Annotated in this window: 17 protein-coding genes; 7 read left to right on the top strand and 10 right to left on the bottom strand. The window is 65.7% G+C overall.

Going from position 1 to position 14,004, the window contains the following annotated elements; all coding sequences use genetic code 11:
- Nucleotides 1-6 precede the first annotated feature (6 nt).
- From KEC55_RS08745 to KEC55_RS08725, 5 genes are all read right to left on the bottom strand, one after another.
- Complete coding sequence (locus KEC55_RS08745; protein WP_282505023.1) at nucleotides 7-1,563, bottom strand: DHA2 family efflux MFS transporter permease subunit; 1,557 nt, start codon at nucleotides 1,561-1,563, stop codon at nucleotides 7-9.
- Nucleotides 1,564-1,617: 54 nt separating this feature from the next.
- The gene (locus tag KEC55_RS08740) at nucleotides 1,618-2,778 is read right to left on the bottom strand and encodes an HlyD family efflux transporter periplasmic adaptor subunit (protein WP_282505021.1); all 1,161 of its coding nucleotides are present in this window, start codon (nucleotides 2,776-2,778) and stop codon (nucleotides 1,618-1,620) included.
- A 70-nt stretch (nucleotides 2,779-2,848) separates the two neighbouring features.
- Nucleotides 2,849-4,372, bottom strand: a complete 1,524-nt coding sequence (locus tag KEC55_RS08735) for an efflux transporter outer membrane subunit (RefSeq protein WP_282505019.1) — start codon at nucleotides 4,370-4,372, stop codon at nucleotides 2,849-2,851.
- A gap of 119 nt (nucleotides 4,373-4,491) precedes the next feature.
- Nucleotides 4,492-4,926, bottom strand: coding sequence for a MarR family winged helix-turn-helix transcriptional regulator (locus KEC55_RS08730; RefSeq protein WP_282505017.1), 435 nt, complete (start codon nucleotides 4,924-4,926; stop codon nucleotides 4,492-4,494).
- 94 nt (nucleotides 4,927-5,020) lie between these two features.
- Nucleotides 5,021-5,926, bottom strand: a complete 906-nt coding sequence (locus tag KEC55_RS08725) for a LysR family transcriptional regulator (RefSeq protein WP_282507507.1) — start codon at nucleotides 5,924-5,926, stop codon at nucleotides 5,021-5,023.
- Nucleotides 5,927-6,194: 268 nt separating this feature from the next.
- Here KEC55_RS08725 and KEC55_RS08720 point away from each other — a divergent pair, with 268 nt between their 5' ends.
- Together KEC55_RS08720 and KEC55_RS08715 are read left to right on the top strand one after the other, a co-directional pair.
- Entirely contained in the window at nucleotides 6,195-6,425 is a 231-nt protein-coding gene (locus tag KEC55_RS08720) for a hypothetical protein (RefSeq protein WP_282505015.1), read from the top strand.
- Nucleotides 6,426-6,815: 390 nt separating this feature from the next.
- Nucleotides 6,816-7,523, top strand: a complete 708-nt coding sequence (locus KEC55_RS08715) for an SDR family NAD(P)-dependent oxidoreductase (protein ID WP_282505013.1) — start codon at nucleotides 6,816-6,818, stop codon at nucleotides 7,521-7,523.
- A 27-nt stretch (nucleotides 7,524-7,550) separates the two neighbouring features.
- Here the strand turns inward: KEC55_RS08715 and KEC55_RS08710 are convergent, their stop codons facing one another.
- On the bottom strand, nucleotides 7,551-8,516 hold the full coding sequence (locus KEC55_RS08710; protein WP_282505012.1) for a LysR family transcriptional regulator: 966 nt from the start codon (nucleotides 8,514-8,516) through the stop codon (nucleotides 7,551-7,553).
- Between the two features lie 214 nt (nucleotides 8,517-8,730).
- Between KEC55_RS08710 and KEC55_RS08705 the strand changes: the two genes are divergently transcribed.
- From KEC55_RS08705 to KEC55_RS08685, 5 genes are all read left to right on the top strand, one after another.
- Nucleotides 8,731-9,195 carry a RidA family protein gene (locus KEC55_RS08705; RefSeq protein WP_282505011.1) on the top strand — a complete coding sequence of 155 codons (465 nt, stop codon included), beginning with the start codon at nucleotides 8,731-8,733 and terminating at the stop codon, nucleotides 9,193-9,195.
- 274 nt (nucleotides 9,196-9,469) lie between these two features.
- Nucleotides 9,470-9,889: an organic hydroperoxide resistance protein gene (locus KEC55_RS08700; protein WP_282505010.1), complete on the top strand. Its 420-nt coding sequence runs from the start codon at nucleotides 9,470-9,472 to the stop codon at nucleotides 9,887-9,889.
- A gap of 66 nt (nucleotides 9,890-9,955) precedes the next feature.
- Nucleotides 9,956-10,285 (top strand): DUF4148 domain-containing protein, encoded by a 330-nt coding sequence (locus KEC55_RS08695; RefSeq protein WP_282505009.1) that lies wholly within the window; start codon nucleotides 9,956-9,958, stop codon nucleotides 10,283-10,285.
- A gap of 75 nt (nucleotides 10,286-10,360) precedes the next feature.
- Nucleotides 10,361-10,690, top strand: a complete 330-nt coding sequence (locus KEC55_RS08690; protein ID WP_282505008.1) for a DUF4148 domain-containing protein — start codon at nucleotides 10,361-10,363, stop codon at nucleotides 10,688-10,690.
- A gap of 168 nt (nucleotides 10,691-10,858) precedes the next feature.
- Nucleotides 10,859-11,575, top strand: coding sequence for a GNAT family N-acetyltransferase (locus KEC55_RS08685; protein ID WP_282507506.1), 717 nt, complete (start codon nucleotides 10,859-10,861; stop codon nucleotides 11,573-11,575).
- A 48-nt stretch (nucleotides 11,576-11,623) separates the two neighbouring features.
- Here the strand turns inward: KEC55_RS08685 and KEC55_RS08680 are convergent, their stop codons facing one another.
- The 4 genes from KEC55_RS08680 to KEC55_RS08665 form a co-directional block, all read right to left on the bottom strand.
- Nucleotides 11,624-12,079 (bottom strand): MarR family winged helix-turn-helix transcriptional regulator, encoded by a 456-nt coding sequence (locus KEC55_RS08680; protein WP_282505007.1) that lies wholly within the window; start codon nucleotides 12,077-12,079, stop codon nucleotides 11,624-11,626.
- Nucleotides 12,080-12,181: 102 nt separating this feature from the next.
- Nucleotides 12,182-12,310 (bottom strand): hypothetical protein, encoded by a 129-nt coding sequence (locus tag KEC55_RS08675; RefSeq protein WP_282505006.1) that lies wholly within the window; start codon nucleotides 12,308-12,310, stop codon nucleotides 12,182-12,184.
- Entirely contained in the window at nucleotides 12,307-12,678 is a 372-nt protein-coding gene (locus KEC55_RS08670; RefSeq protein WP_282505004.1) for a GFA family protein, read from the bottom strand. Before KEC55_RS08670 ends, KEC55_RS08675 begins: the two co-directional genes overlap by 4 nt.
- Before the next feature lie 117 nt (nucleotides 12,679-12,795).
- A complete protein-coding gene (locus tag KEC55_RS08665; protein WP_282505003.1) occupies nucleotides 12,796-13,896 on the bottom strand; it encodes an NAD(P)H-dependent flavin oxidoreductase in 1,101 nt (366 codons plus the stop codon).
- Nucleotides 13,897-14,004 lie beyond the last annotated feature (108 nt).

Genomic DNA, 14,004 nt, shown 5'->3' with positions numbered 1-14,004 from the left:
GTTCGATCAATGCGCGGCGGCGGCCGCGTCGCTCGCGCCCCCTGCCTTGCCCGGCTTGGTGATCCAGATAAGCGGAATGATGATGATCATCACGATCGCCGCGCCGTAGAACACGTCGTTCAACCCGAGCATCGCCGATTGCGACTGCACGACGCGATCGAACAACGCATACGACGAGCCCTGGCCGAGGCCGAGCAGCGAATGGTAGCTGTCCATCTGCGCATTGAAGAGCGGGTTGGTCGGGCTTGCCTGCTGCGTCAGGATCTCGTGGTGCATGATCGTCCGGTTGTTCCACACGACGCCCGCGAGCGACGTGCCGATGCCGCCGAAGAACATCCGTGCGAAGGTCGACAGGCCTGCCGCGGCCGGTACTTTCTCGGGCGGCTGGCCCGACAGGATGATCACGGTCAGCGGCGCGAAGAACAGCGCCATCGGGATGCCCTGCAGCAGCGTCGGCAGGATGATGTAGCCCTCGCTGATGTCGGTGAAGAAGAACGTGCGCATGTAGTAGACGAGCGCGAAGCCGACGAACGCAAGCGTGCCGATGATGCGCGCATCCGAGCGCGGCAGGATCTTGCCCATGATCGGCGCGCCGATCACCGCGAAGATGCCGAGCGGCGCCGTCGCGAGCCCCGAGTCGACGGCCCGGTAGCCGAGATACTCCTGCATCCATTGCGGCAGCAGCACGAGCGTCCCGAAGAAGATCCCGTACGCAATCGCGATCGAGATCGTGCCGCCGAGGAAGTTGCGCTGCTTGAACAGCGTCAGGTCGACCACCGGATTCTTGTCGGTCAGCTCCCAGATGACGAACAACACGAGGCCCACGACGGCGACGATGGTCAGGATGACGATCGTGTTCGACGAGAACCAGTCGAGATCCTTGCCCTTGTCGAGCATGATCTGGAGCGACGCGACCCAGACGATCAGCAATGTCAGGCCGACGAAATCGATCGGCAGTTTCCGCGTGGGCGTATCGCGTTTGCGGTACAGGAACCAGACCATCGTGGCGGCGAACAGTCCGACCGGGATGTTGATGTAGAAGATCCACGACCACGCGTAGCTATCGGTGACCCAGCCGCCGAGCGACGGCCCGACGATCGGCCCCGTCACGACGATCATCGAGAACAACGATAGCGCGAGCGACGATTTCGCCTTCGGCCACGAACTGAGCAGGAGCGCCTGCGACATCGGGATCAGCGGCCCGGCCACGAGGCCCTGCAGCACGCGCGCGCCCAGCAGGAACGGCAGCGACGGCGCGACGCCGCACAGCCACGACGCGAGCACGAACAGCAGGATCGAGCCGACGAACAGCCGGACCTGCCCGAGCCGCTGCGTCAGCCAGCCGGTCAGCGGGATCGCGACGGAATTCGCCGCGGCAAACACGGTGATGACCCAGGTGCCCTCGTCGACCGATACGCCGAGGTTGCCCGAGATGGTGGGGATCGCGACGTTCGCGATCGAGGAATCGAGAACGGTCATGAAACCCGCGAGGCCCACGCTCAGCGAGCCCAGTGCGAGTGTCAGCCCCGTCAGCGGAGGAGGATTCGATTGGTTGGCGGTCATGTTGATCATCCGGTTAGGCGCGGCCCGGCGACGTGTGCGCCGGGTGACGGGAAATCACTTGTTGGCGGCGATGATGTCGGCGATCGCGGCATCGGCCTTGTCGCCGTATTTCGCGAACACGTCGGTCTTGTAGGTCGATGGCGGATCGGCTTGCGGGCCGGCGCTGCCGTGATCCTTCACGTTCACGTCGACCGTCATCGACAGCCCCACGCGCAACGGATGCCTTTCCAGTTCCTCGGGCGGAATCTCGATCCGCACCGGCAGCCGCTGCACGACCTTGATCCAGTTGCCCGTCGCGTTTTGCGCCGGCAGCAGCGAGAGCGCCGATCCGGTACCCGGCGTGAATCCGGCCACCTTGCCGTGGTAGACGGCCGCCGACCCGTAGACGTCGGCCGTCAGCTCGACCGGCTGGCCGATGCGGATGTGACGCAGCTGCCATTCCTTGAAGTTCGCATCGACCCACACCTGGTTCAGCGGCACGACCGACATCAGTGCGGCCCCTGGCGACACGCGCTGGCCGACCTGCACCGAGCGCTGCGCGATGTAGCCGGTCACGGGCGCCGGCAGCGTCGTTCGCGAATACGCCAGATACGCGTCGCGCACGTGCGCGGCGCTCACCATCACGTCCGGATGCTGGTCGACGGTCGTGTTCGCCGTCAGTGCGCGATTCGAGCCGAGCTGCTGCTTCGCGGCATCGAGCGCGGCCTGCGCCGACCGGACCGCGTCCTTCGCATGCGAGATGTCCTCCTCCGACACGGCGCCCGTCATGCCGGTCGACTGGCGCCGCCGCAGGTCGTCCTGCGCTTTCGCGAGATCGGACTGCCGCTCCGCGATGGTCGCGCGGTACTTGTCGTCGTCGACATAGAGCCCGTGCACCCTGCGCACGGTCTGGCCGAGATCGGCTTCGGCCTGCTGCAGCGCGATCTTCGCGTCCGCGGGATCGATCTGCACGAGCGGCTCGCCGGCCTTCACGATCTGCGTGTTGTCCGCGTTCACCGCGATGACCGTGCCCGACACCTGCGGCGTGATCTGCACGACGTTGCCGTTGACGTACGCGTCATCGGTTTCGACGTGATAGCGCGCTTCGAGGAAGTAGTACGCACCGTACGCGACGCCGGCAATGCCGAGGGATGCGGCGACCAGCGCGAGCAGCGCCTTGCGCTTGCCCGGGGTCTTCGGTGTCTCGTCGGTCGGCTGAGAATCGGGGGTGTTCATGAGTGGCTCCAGTCAAAGGTGAAATCGGGGGTGTTCGTTCGGTACGCGCTACCTGTGCGCAGGCAATCGATCAGTTCGTCGCGGCCGGCCGGGACGGCGCGGGAATCGGCGTGTCGGCGGTCGCGGCGAGGCCGGCCTGCGACGCATCGAAACCGCCGCCGAGCGCCTTGATCAGTGCGATCTGCTGGCTGCGGCGGCCCATCTCGAGATTGACGACGGCCGTCTCGGCCGCGAGCCGGTTGTCGTCCGCGTTGAGCACCTGCAGTTGCGGGTTGAGCCCCGAGCGGTAGCGGACGACGGCCAGCTGATAGGCAGTGGTTTGCGCCTCCAGCGCCTTGCGCGCATCGACCAGTTGAAGATCGGTCGAGCGGATCTGCGTGACTTGCGTGGCGACGTCGGACAGCGCGCCGATCAGCGTCTGGTTGTAGGTCGCGACGTCGTAGTCGAAGTCCGCATAGCGATCCTTCAATTGCGAACGCAATGCACCGGCGTCGAAGATCGGCAGGTGAATCGCCGGCGCGGCCTGGAGCTGCCGGCTGCCGGCCGTCAGGAAGCGTCCCCAGCCGAACGCGTCGAGCCCGGCCGCCAGCGACAGGTTGACGTCGGGATAGAACTCGGCCTTCGCTTCCTTCACGTCGTGAACGGCCGCATCGACCTTCCAGTAAGCCGCGACGATGTCGGGCCGGCGCGACAGCAGGTCGGCCGGCAGGTTGTCGGGCAGCGCGACGACGTCGCCGCCGTGCAGCGACGGCTCGGCGATCGCGAGGCCGCGATCGGGGCCGGCGCCGAGCAGCGCGCCCAGCTGGTAACGCACGGTCTTGATCTGGCCGTCGAGATCGCTGACGCTGGAGCGGCTCGTCGCGGTTTCGCCGTAGGCGGTCTGCCGCTCGACGTTGCTGTCGAGTCCGGCATTGACGCGCCCTTCCGTGAGGTGCGCGATCGTCTCGCGGTTGGCGACTTCGCGAACCTGGATGTCGCGCAGTGCATAAAGCAGCGCGAGCTGGTTGTAGGTGCTCGCGACCGACGCGGCGAGCGTGATGCGCACCTCCTCGGCTTCGGCGTCCGCCACCTTCTCCGACGAAACGGCCTGGCGCAGCCGCTCGCGGTTCTTGCCCCACAGGTCGAGATCCCACGACACGCTGGCCAGCAGGCTGTTCTCGCTCTGCCACGAGCCGCCGTACGGCGGCGGCACGATGCCGTTCGCGGTGTAGCGCTGGCGGGTCCACGTATAGCTGCCGTTGGCATTCGGATAAAGCGCGGACCTGGCCGTGCCGATGTAGGCCGACGCCTTCTCGATCCGCGCGCGCGCCTGGTCGATCGTCGGGTTGCCGCGCAACGCTTCGTCGATCAGCGCCGGCAGCTGCGGATCGCCGAACTGGTCGGCCCAGCTCATCGCGGGCCACTTGCCGCCTTCGGCCGGCAGGCTCTGTTGCGATTCGAACTTCGTCGGGGCCGCCATCTGCTTGTCGCTGTGGATGCCGGCAAAGTTCACGCAGCCGGCCAGGCTGAACGCGAGCAGCGCCGCGGCGGTGATCCATCCCTTACGAATGCCCGACTGCGGCCGGGAGGGCGAGTGAGAAGTCGTCGTGTTCATTTCCATGGTTCCCTTGAGTCATCCAGTCGTCGAACGATTAATTAGTGCATATGCACACGTTAGCCAGCCAGGTGTCGCGCATCAATGTCCGGAATGGCATGAATGAGTTACCGGGGTTGCTAACTGTCGGACGTGTCGAGCGTCATGCGAAACAGTTCGCGGCGCAGGTGAGCGGCCTGTTGCGCACCGAAATCGCGTTCGAAGCTGGCCTGTGCGGCTGCCCAGTGGACGGTCGCTTCATCGAGCTTCTTCGTGCCCTGCGCGGTCAATACGACCTGGAGCCGGCGACGGCGTTGCCCTTGCGCGGGCGCCGCCACCAGGCCGCGTCGCAGCAACGGCTTCAGTGCGCGGACCAGCGTCGTTCGGTCCATCACCATCGCTTTTGCGAGTTCGACCATGGTCAGGCCCGCGCTGACGGCGAGCATGCCCAGGATGCTGAACTGCGTGGGCGTGATGCCGACGGCGGACAGATGGTGCTCGTAGAGCTTCGAGATATGCCGCGAAGCCTGGCGGAGCGCGAAACAGTCGTCGTCAAGGAGGTCGATCGAGTGCATGCGCACAGCTTAGTGGCCGGCCTGCCGGAGAACGATGGCGCGCGAGTTATCAGATTGTTGTCGCTGCGTGCAGGAATGGCGCGCGGATCGCGGCTTAGCGGGTTCTCGATGCCTCGAAGAAATCGACCGCGTAGTCGATGAAGGCGCGCACCTTGGCGGGCAGCAGCGTCCGGTTGCTGTAAGCGAGTTGCAGCTCGATGCTCTCGTCGACCAGCGGGAAATCGGCGAGCAGCCGCAGCAGCGTTCCGGAAGCGAGGTCTTTTTCGACCAGCGCCCGCGGCGTGATGCCGATGCCGAGCCCTTGCAGCACCAGCTCGCGGTTGAACGCGGGACTGTTGGACGACACGCCGAAGCTCAGCGCGATCGCGAGTTCCTGCCCGTCGACGCGGAAACGGAGATCGGGACGGCGGATCGACGGCGACAACGGGACGAAGTGATGCGCGGCCAGCTCTGACGGATGCGTGGGTGTCGATGCGGCCTTCAGGTAGTCGGGCGTCGCCACGAGGACCACCGGAATCCGGTCGAGCACGCGCACGACGGTCGTCTCGCTCATCAGCATGAAGGGAACGACGATGCCCAGGTCGTACCCTTCCCCGACCAGGTCGACCGGCCGCTCCGTCAGCGTGACGTCGAGCGTGACCTTCGGATGGGCGCGCTTGAAGCCGGCAATCAGCGGGACGAGCCGCTGGATCGTCGCGGTCGCGTGCGCGACGAGGCGCAACACGCCCTGTGCCTCGCGCGACTGGTTCCCGACCTCCGCCTCGACGGTATCGACCTCTTCGAGAATGCGCACGCAGCTTTCGTAGAACCGCTCCGCCGCCTCCGTGAGCGAGATCCGGCGGGTCGTCCGGTTCAGCAACCGGCAACCCATCCGCTGTTCGAGCGCCGCGATCGTTCGCGAGACCGCCGGCGGGGCCATGCCGTGATGATCGGCCGCGCGGGCGAAACTCTTCAGTTCGACCACCGTCCGGAAAATCCGCATGCTTTCGATGTAATCCATGGCCACATCTCGGGAACGGGTAGCAGTCAGACGCAACACCGAGGCATGACGGTGTTGCTGCGTGCCGAAACAACCAGGCGGCTTGTTCGCAGCAATATAGCAAAACCGGCTGGCCGCACCGGTGCATGCGCGCTGCGCTGCCTGCCCGCGAACGCTGCGCGGCAACTACCACGACTGCCAGTATCTGCGCTGTCCGTGCCCCCGTGACCTTGTCGGTATCGCTGGCGCGCCGTCGCAGGCCGCGCCGCTTCGACCGGAGACATGACAGATGCCCTTTGACTGGGCGCAGGAACAGGACGCGACGCGGCTCGGGCACGAAGGACCGTGGGACATGATCGTGCCGGAGACGTATGGCGGTGACGGTCACGGCTGGTGGCATTTTTTCTCGACGCTCGAAGGATTCGCCGGATTGACGGCATGCGTTTGCTTCCCTGCCCTTCGAGTCGACCACATGTTCGATGTCAGGCGCGTTTTTGAAACGACGGGTTTGGATTTTTAATCGCACTGTTGTGATAAGAAAAGTTATCCGGATAGGCGCATCGTTTTATCCAACTACGCGTTTCGTGGCAGACAAACCGGAGCGCCTAGCCATCGGAAAACCGGCCCCTTCGCCGCGGTCGCGCCACGTTTCGACGTTCTCCCGCATCGCATCGGGGCGCTTGAGCGCGGCGTCGAGGGCCCATGCCGATTTGCCGCGCCGCAGGCGCCGTGGCGGCAGCACCGATGCCGGCGCGGCAACCGGCCTCCCCCACATTTGTTCCTGTGACGCAAGACTGTTGCACCACGGTGGGTGTTCGAAATCGTGACCGGCACGCCTACAGTTTGCCCATCGGATTCATCGATCCGGTCGGCACTGAAGCCGAACACCATTCACCTGTCGAGGTACATCATGAGCACATCCAGAGTCATCATCGTCACCGGCGCGTCGCAAGGCATCGGTGCGGAGACGGTCAACGCATTCCGTGCACGCGGCCATCGCGTCGTCGCGACGTCCCGTTCGATCGGCCCGTCGAGCGCCCCCGATCTCGTCACCGTCGCGGGCGATATCGGCGATCCGGCAGTCGCACGCCGCGTCGTCGACGCAGCAATCGAACGTTTCGGCCGCGTCGACACGCTCGTCAACAACGCGGGCGTGTTCATCGCGAAGCCGTTCACGCAATACACTGCGGACGACTACGCGCAGATCACGCACGTCAACCTGAACGGTTTCTTTCACGTCACGCAGCGCGCGATCGAAGCGATGCAGAAGCATGGCGGCGGGCATGTGGTCAGCATCACGACGAGCCTCGTCGATCACGCGAACAGCAACGTGCCGTCGGTGCTCGCGTCGCTGACGAAGGGCGGGTTGAACGCGGCGACGAAGTCGCTCGCGATCGAGTATGCGAAGGCCGGGATCCGCGTGAACGCTGTGTCGCCCGGCGTCATCAAGTCGCCGATGCATGCGCCCGATACGCATGCGACGCTCGCGTCGCTGCACCCGGTTGGCCGCATGGGCGAGATGAGCGACATCGTCGACGCGATCCTCTATCTGGATTCGGCGCCGTTCGTGACGGGCGAGATCCTGCACGTCGACGGCGGCCAGAGCGCCGGGCATTGAGCCTCGGCACGGGGGCGCCGAGCCGGCCTAGCGCGGTACGGCAGCTCGCCTGGCGCGTGGTTTGCCCGCCTGCCTGGCGGGCGCACGCGCCAGTTGCTCGACGAGAAAGTCGACGAACACACGCACGCGCGACGACAGATGGCGCGCATGCGGGTACAGCAGCATGAACGGCCGCGACCGGCCGCCGAGACCGGGCAGCACTTCCACCAGCGTGCCGGCGCTCAGGTCCTGTTCGACGATGAAACGGTAGGTCTGGAACAGCCCCGCACCGCTGCGTGCGAGCGTCACGCCGGCCAGAACGTCGCCCGATGTGCCGTAGCTGCCGGTGGTCGCGACGTCGAGTTCGTCCGATCCGTCGTCGAACAGCCATGGAATCGGCCGCCCGCTGCTCGGCAGTTCGAACTGGATGCATTCGTGCGCATGCAGATCGTCGATCGCGGTCGGCGTGCCCGCCCGCTTCAGGTAGCCGGGTGTCGCGACGATCACGAGTTCGGCATCTTCCAGCTTGCGCGCGACCAGGTTCGAATCGGCCGGCGCGCGGCCGCGGATCGCGAGATCGAAGCCTTCCTCCGCGAAGTCGATGTTGCGGTTGCTCAGGTGGGTTTCGACGCGCACGTCCGGATACTGCTCGCGGAACGCGGGCAACAGCGGCAGCACGCGATAGTGCCCGTACGGCGTCGGCATGCTGATTCGCAGCACGCCGGCGGGCGTCGCCTGCTGGCCGGTCGCTTCGCGTTCCGCGTCGACGAGTTGCGACAGCGCATCGCGGCATTGCTCGAAATAGCGCCGGCCGGAGTCGGTCAAGCGAATCTGCCGCGTCGTGCGTACGAACAGCCGCACGCCGAGACGCTCTTCGAGCCGCGCGACCGACCGGCTGACTGCGGCCGGCGTGACGCTCGCCGCGGTGGCCGCCAGCGTGAAGCTGCCGAGTTCGGCTGCGAGGCAGAACAGCTCGATGCTGCCCAGCAGCAGGTCGTCGAATTTACGTTGCATGGGGCGGTTCCTGCCGTCTTCGGCGTATGGCGCGCGATGGAGCGACGAGTGTGCATGAATATTGCGCGGGAAACCAGCCAACACCGCGCGCGTGATTCGTTACATGGCGTCCCGAATCAATTGCGCCGCTGACATTTACCGGCTTCGGTCGCCTAACTACAGTGACTGACAGGCAACACCGATCACCCGGACCACTTTCCACCAGGAGCATGACATGACCATCGAACAGAAACTGGCCGAACTCGGCCTCGCGTTACCCGAACCGCCGACTCCGCTCGGCAGCTATACGGCCGTCAGCGAAGCCGGCAACCTGCTGTTCGTGTCGGGCCAACTGCCGCTCGTCGACGGCAAGGTCGCCTACACCGGCCGCGTCGGCGAGCAGTTGAATGTCGACGAAGGCAAGCTCGCGGCGCGGCTGGCGGCGCTGAATGTGCTTGCGCAGATTCGCAAACATCTGGGCGGGTTTGACCGGTTGCGCAAGATCGTCCGCGTCGAGGGACACGTCAGCTCGGCCGACGGCTTTTTCGGGCAGCCGGCCGTGGTCGACGGTGCATCCGACCTGTTCGCCGCCGTGCTCGGCGAGAAGGCCGGACATGCGCGTTCGGCGTTCTCCCAGCGCCAGTTGCCGGCCGATGCGGCCGTGATCCTCGTCGTGATCGCCGAGATCGACGCAGCATGATGGAGCGGCCGCCCTGCGGGTCGGTCATCCCGTCTCGCGGGCGTTTTCGTGTGCCCTGCCCTGAATCCGGCACGTTCATCGATCCGTTCGATATCAGGGGGCGATCACTCGAAATCCTTATCCAGAAAGGCTCGACACGTTCCAGATACATTGAAATACAAAATATCGCATGCGATTTAATCGAATGCGCTTGATGTAAGCGGTCGCCGCGACCAAACTGCATCGCATGCGATCGAATCGCATCTGAAACAAACCTCAACTGACGGAGTAAATGATGAGCAAGATCGAAAAAGTGCTGTACACGGGCAAGACGCATACGACTTCCGGCGGCCGCGACGGCGCGGCGCGCAGTTCCGACGGCCGCCTCGACATCCAGCTGTCGTCGCCGGGCAGCGCCGGCACCGGCACCAACCCGGAACAGCTGTTCGCAGCCGGCTGGTCGGCCTGCTTCATCGGTGCGATGCAGCTTGCGGCGCGTGCCGCGAAGGTCACGCTGCCGGCCGATCTCGCGGTCGACGCCGAAGTGGATCTCGGCACCGGCGGCAACGCGTACTTCCTGCAGGCCCGGCTGAACGTGAGCGTGCCGGGGCTCGATCGCGACGTCGCGCAACAGATCGTCGATGCCGCGCACCAGACCTGCCCGTACTCGAAAGCGACGCGCGGCAACATCGACGTCGATATCCGTATCAACTGAACGTTGTATCGGGCGGCCGAACGCCGCCCGTCCGAATTCCCGGTTCCTTTTTTATCGAGGTGAATGATGAAAACCCAATTGATCGCTGCCCTGCTCGTCGCTGTTTCCGCTTCCGCTGCTGCACCGGCATTCGCCGACCAGGCCGTCGTGTCCCGCGCGCAGGTGCGTGCCGAACTCGTCCAGCTCGAACAAGCCGGCTATCGCCCGGGCCGTGCAAACGACCCGCATTACCCGGACGACCTGCAGGCCGCATTGACGCGCATTCACGCGAACGATGCGGTGGCGGCCGATTCGTCCGCATCGTCCGGTTATGGCCGCGACACCGAGGCCACGACGCAGTCAGGCAACCGGCCTGCGACGCGCATCGCCGAGCGCTCGATCTACTTCGGCCATTGAATGAAACCGCGAGCGGCGCCGATGGCCGGCGTGCGGTGCGCAACTTCTGAAACCCTGTTTCCCCTGTCGAGGTAAATGATGAAGACCCAACTGATTGCAGCCCTCCTCGTTGCCGTGTCGGCTTCCGTCGCCACCCCGGTGTTCGCCGGCGAAAGCACCGTCACGCGCGCGCAGGTGCGGGCGGAACTGGCCGCGTTGCAGCAGGCCGGCTACCTGCCGAACCGCCCCAACGATCCGAACTATCCGGACAATATCCAGGCGGCGCTGAGCCGGATTCACGACAGCGGCGCCGTCGCGGCCGACACGCAGGCAGCCGGCTACGGCAGCGACGCCGGCAGCGCGACGCAATCCGGCAGCCGCAACGTGGTTCGCACGGCCGAGCGCTCGATTTATTTCGGCCATTGAGCGTCGCGCGACGAAAACAGTCGCCAATCTCAGTCGCAAAAAGCGCATGCGATGTAATCGCATGCGCTTTTGTTATTGAGGGTAACGGAATCCGGATCGACAGTGCGACCTGCGCGACCGAACCGGTCTATGCTGTGCGGCACCCCACCATCAATCGAGGAGCACCCGATGCGGGATGCTACGACCGGTACCACGACAGGCGATACGCACGTGCTCGACCGGGTTGTCTGGAACGCCCTCACGGGCAAGCAGCGCCGCTTTGCAATCGGCAATGACCGCGCGTGGCGGTTTCCGGCGGCCATTGCGCCATTCGCCGCGATCGCCGACACGAGCGCGGCTTCGTTCGACGCGCTGCGCGAACTGGTCGCCGCGCACGGGCCAACGGCCCTCGTCACGCCGAACGAGATCGAGCCGCCTGCGGGATTGCCGGTCATCCGGCGCGCGACATTGCTGCAAATGGTCTGGCAAGGAACGCCTGATCCGGCGTATGAGTCGGCGCATGTCACGCTCGGCGAAGCTGATGTGCCCGACATGCTCGCGTTGACCACCTCGGCGCAGCCGGGCCCGTTCGGCGCGCGCACGTTCGAGCTCGGCCGCTACATCGGCGTACGCAGCGAAGGCCGGCTGGCCGCGATGGCCGGCGAGCGGATGCAGCTCGACGGGTATACGGAGATCAGCGCCGTGTGCGTGGAGGCCGCATTCCGGCGGCAAGGTCTCGCGGCGCGCCTGATCCGGTCGTTGATTGCGTCGATCGGCGCACGCTCGGAAACGCCTTTCCTGCACGTCCTCACGACGAACCAGGTGGCGATCGAGCGCTACGTCTCGCTCGGTTTCGTCGTGCGTCGCGAGATGCGCCTGCTGGTGCTGGGCGACGCGCACGCATGACGATGCGGCCGACGCGTGGCACGCGCCGGCCGCCGATGGTTCATCTGATTACGCTTCGGTCGAACGGATCAGGTTGCCGCGCAGCGTGACGATCGCCTTCTGCACCTTCGCGAATTCGTCCGGCTTCAACCCGGTGGCTTCGACCAGATTCATGTCGAGCCCCTTCTCGCGCACGCGGCGGCCGCTCTTCGTCAGGCTGACGAGCACCTGGCGTTCGTCGGACGGATCGCGGTGCCGCTCCAGGTAGCCCATCGCTTCGAGCTTCTTCAGGATCGGCGTCAGCGTATTGGATTCAAGGAACAGCTTCTCGCCGAGCTGGCCGACGGTCTGGTTGTCCTGCTCCCACAGCGCGATGATCGTGATGTACTGCGTGTACGTCAGGCCGAGCTCGTCGAGGATCGGCTTGTACGCCTTGCCGAAAGCGAGGTTCGCCGAGTAGATCGCAAAACACAGGAATTCGGACAGCTTCGGCGCGGCAGGCGATGGGGCTTCGGTCGGTTTCATGGGCTTCCTCCAGCGACGTGAACGGTCGCAGACGATCGCATTATATATCGCATACGATCTTATCGGAAGCATGATAATCGTTCTCGATGAACCGATGTGACCTCAGCCCTGCCGGCGGCGCTTGCCGGTTGGCTGACGGCTGACCGACAGCAGCGAGCATTGCACCGGATGCGCGATTTCGGTCGCGAGCCCGCCTGCGGCAAACAGCAGGATCATCAGCCAGCGTTTCATGCGTCCTCCACGACCGACAGGCTCGCGCCGTCGGCGATCGTCGCGTCGAGCGCATACGGATCGATGCCGTCGAGGCAGCCGAGATTGACGCGCCAGCATGCCGGGTCTTTCCGCGTCTGATGGAACGGATAGACGCCGCACCGGCTGCAGAAATAGTGACGGGCCGTGCGCGTGTTGAAGCGGTAGCACGTGAGCGCGCCCTCGCCTTCGATGATGTTCAGGTTGGCGGCCGCGAACATCGGGCTCATCAGCGCGCCGCGGCGGCGGCACAGGCTGCAGTTGCAGCGAACGGCCGGCGTAATGGCCGCCCGGACTTCGAACTTGACGGCCCCGCAATGGCAGGATCCCTTGAACCACGTTGCAGACATGATGGACTCCGGAAGAGGTCATGCCTGCTTTATAGCGAACCCGCGCGCGGCGCTTGTATCGCGCTGTATCCGCGTTTCTGTCAGATACAGAACGTTGCAAATCTGCGGCTCGCGCGATCAGTCGAGTGCGTGCTGCAGCCGCTCGATCGCCGCGCGCGTTTCGCGTTCGAGCGTGGCGAACAGCTCGGCGGCAGGAAGCGCGCGTGCCAGCGGCGCCGCCTGTCCGGCCCACTGCGCGCCGTAGCCGAATTCGCCCTTCGCTTTCGCGGCCGCGTGCAGCGCCTTGCCTGCATCGTAGGCGATCGGATACGTGGGCGTGGCCGGCGCGTCCGGGGTGTCGCCGAGCGCGGTCAGCCGGTTCGCGATGCCGCGCGCGATCCGGCCCGAGATCGCTGATGTAAACGTCGTCCGTCGAGCGGCGTCGCCAAGAATCGCGCGGCGATAGCCGTCGTCGATCGACGTCTCCGGGCACGCGACGAACGCCGTGCCGAGCTGCGCGGCCTGCGCGCCGAGCGCGAGTGCGGCGGCAATGCCCTCGCCGTCCATGATGCCGCCGGCGGCGATCACGGGCAGCGGGCATTCGCGCACGATCAGGCGCGTCAGCGCGAACGTGCCGAGCCGATCGTCGTGCGCGGTCGAATCGAACAGGCCGCGATGCCCGCCGGCTTCGATGCCCTGCGCGACGATCGCGTCGATGCCGGCGGCGGCAATCTGCCGTGCCTCGTCGAGATTCGTCGCGGCCGCGAACAGCGTGACGCCCGCGCGCTTCAGCACGGCGATTACCTCAGCGTCAGGCAGCCCGAAATGGAAGCTGACGACAGCCGGCTTTTCCTCGATGAGCATCGCCTGCATCGCGTCGTCCGCGATAAAGCTCGTATAGATCTCCGACAGCGACGCGGGCGGCGTCGCGCCGTATTCGCGGAACACCGGCGCGAGCCAGTCGAGCCACGCGCGTTCGACGGCCGCATCGGCGTGGGCCGGACTGTGGCAGAACACGTTGATGTTGAACGGCCGGTCGGTGAGCGCGCGCGTGTCGCGGATCATCTTGCGCGCGCCGTCGGCGTTCGTCGCGCCGACGCCGAGCGAGCCGAGCCCGCCCGCGTTCGACACGGCGGCGGCCAGCGCCGGCGTGCTGACGCCGGCCATCGGCGCCTGGACGATCGGTGCGCGGATACCGAGGGTGCGCAACAGTGTCCGGTTATGGGTCGGTTGATTCATGTTGCTTGTCTCCTGTTGACGGCCGACGCGCGAGCTTGGCGCGTCGCATTGGCCGCATGTATCGGGTTTCCGGTTTCACCCCTAGAATAGCGGACGGAGAAACCGCAT

Source organism: Burkholderia cepacia, assembly GCF_029962485.1.
Taxonomy (GTDB): Bacteria; Pseudomonadota; Gammaproteobacteria; order Burkholderiales; family Burkholderiaceae; genus Burkholderia.
Note: the sequence above shows the minus strand (reverse complement) of the source record. Positions and strands in the feature narration are given on the sequence as shown.

Coding starts and splice junctions, on each gene's coding strand:
- KEC55_RS08710 (WP_282505012.1), bottom strand. CDS start 8,516: ATGCAACGTAAATTCGACGACCTGCTGCTGGGCAGCATCGAGCTGTTC.
- KEC55_RS08700 (WP_282505010.1), top strand. CDS start 9,470: ATGAGCAAGATCGAAAAAGTGCTGTACACGGGCAAGACGCATACGACT.
- KEC55_RS08705 (WP_282505011.1), top strand. CDS start 8,731: ATGACCATCGAACAGAAACTGGCCGAACTCGGCCTCGCGTTACCCGAA.
- KEC55_RS08675 (WP_282505006.1), bottom strand. CDS start 12,310: ATGAAACGCTGGCTGATGATCCTGCTGTTTGCCGCAGGCGGGCTCGCG.
- KEC55_RS08730 (WP_282505017.1), bottom strand. CDS start 4,926: ATGCACTCGATCGACCTCCTTGACGACGACTGTTTCGCGCTCCGCCAG.
- KEC55_RS08665 (WP_282505003.1), bottom strand. CDS start 13,896: ATGAATCAACCGACCCATAACCGGACACTGTTGCGCACCCTCGGTATC.
- KEC55_RS08745 (WP_282505023.1), bottom strand. CDS start 1,563: ATGACCGCCAACCAATCGAATCCTCCTCCGCTGACGGGGCTGACACTC.
- KEC55_RS08715 (WP_282505013.1), top strand. CDS start 6,816: ATGAGCACATCCAGAGTCATCATCGTCACCGGCGCGTCGCAAGGCATC.
- KEC55_RS08740 (WP_282505021.1), bottom strand. CDS start 2,778: ATGAACACCCCCGATTCTCAGCCGACCGACGAGACACCGAAGACCCCG.
- KEC55_RS08680 (WP_282505007.1), bottom strand. CDS start 12,079: ATGAAACCGACCGAAGCCCCATCGCCTGCCGCGCCGAAGCTGTCCGAA.
- KEC55_RS08685 (WP_282507506.1), top strand. CDS start 10,859: ATGCGGGATGCTACGACCGGTACCACGACAGGCGATACGCACGTGCTC.
- KEC55_RS08735 (WP_282505019.1), bottom strand. CDS start 4,372: ATGAACACGACGACTTCTCACTCGCCCTCCCGGCCGCAGTCGGGCATT.
- KEC55_RS08720 (WP_282505015.1), top strand. CDS start 6,195: ATGCCCTTTGACTGGGCGCAGGAACAGGACGCGACGCGGCTCGGGCAC.
- KEC55_RS08690 (WP_282505008.1), top strand. CDS start 10,361: ATGATGAAGACCCAACTGATTGCAGCCCTCCTCGTTGCCGTGTCGGCT.
- KEC55_RS08725 (WP_282507507.1), bottom strand. CDS start 5,926: ATGGATTACATCGAAAGCATGCGGATTTTCCGGACGGTGGTCGAACTG.
- KEC55_RS08695 (WP_282505009.1), top strand. CDS start 9,956: ATGAAAACCCAATTGATCGCTGCCCTGCTCGTCGCTGTTTCCGCTTCC.
- KEC55_RS08670 (WP_282505004.1), bottom strand. CDS start 12,678: ATGTCTGCAACGTGGTTCAAGGGATCCTGCCATTGCGGGGCCGTCAAG.